The following is a 1101-nucleotide window of genomic DNA, read 5'->3' on the forward strand; positions in this document are numbered from 1 at the left end:
GGCGGCCGTAACTATAACGGTCCTAAGGTAGCGAAATTCCTTGTCGGGTAAGTTCCGACCTGCACGAATGGCGTAATGATGGCCAGGCTGTCTCCACCCGAGACTCAGTGAAATTGAACTCGCTGTGAAGATGCAGTGTACCCGCGGCAAGACGGAAAGACCCCGTGAACCTTTACTATAGCTTGACACTGAACATTGAGCCTTGATGTGTAGGATAGGTGGGAGGCTTTGAAGCGTGGACGCCAGTCTGCGTGGAGCCAACCTTGAAATACCACCCTTTAATGTTTGATGTTCTAACGTTGGCCCCTGACCGGGGTTGCGGACAGTGTCTGGTGGGTAGTTTGACTGGGGCGGTCTCCTCCCAAAGCGTAACGGAGGAGCACGAAGGTTAGCTAATCCTGGTCGGACATCAGGAGGTTAGTGCAATGGCATAAGCTAGCTTGACTGCGAGCGTGACGGCGCGAGCAGGTGCGAAAGCAGGTCATAGTGATCCGGTGGTTCTGAATGGAAGGGCCATCGCTCAACGGATAAAAGGTACTCCGGGGATAACAGGCTGATACCGCCCAAGAGTTCATATCGACGGCGGTGTTTGGCACCTCGATGTCGGCTCATCACATCCTGGGGCTGAAGTAGGTCCCAAGGGTATGGCTGTTCGCCATTTAAAGTGGTACGCGAGCTGGGTTTAGAACGTCGTGAGACAGTTCGGTCCCTATCTGCCGTGGGCGCTGGAGAATTGAGGGGGGCTGCTCCTAGTACGAGAGGACCGGAGTGGACGCATCACTGGTGTTCGGGTTGTCATGCCAATGGCACTGCCCGGTAGCTAAATGCGGAAGAGATAAGTGCTGAAAGCATCTAAGCACGAAACTTGCCCCGAGATGAGTTCTCCCTGAGACTATAAGTCTCCTGAAGGAACGTTAAAGACGATGACGTTGATAGGCCGGGTGTGTAAGCGCAGCGATGCGTTGAGCTAACCGGTACTAATGAACCGTGAGGCTTAACCTTACAACGCCGAAGATGTTTTGGCGGGTTTGAGAGAATTTTCAGCTCTGATACAGATTAATCGATACGTTGGTGAGACGTGTTGATAAAACAGAATTTGCC

Annotated in this window: 1 rRNA gene; it reads left to right on the forward strand. The window is 52.8% G+C overall.

The window, feature by feature from the left end:
* Nucleotides 1-1002, forward strand: a 23S ribosomal RNA gene (locus HGP29_RS28145); the annotation flags it as partial.
* Between the last annotated feature and the right edge of the window lie 99 nt (nt 1003-1101).

This window comes from Flammeovirga agarivorans, from assembly GCF_012641475.1.
GTDB classification, from domain to species: Bacteria; Bacteroidota; Bacteroidia; order Cytophagales; family Flammeovirgaceae; genus Flammeovirga; species Flammeovirga agarivorans.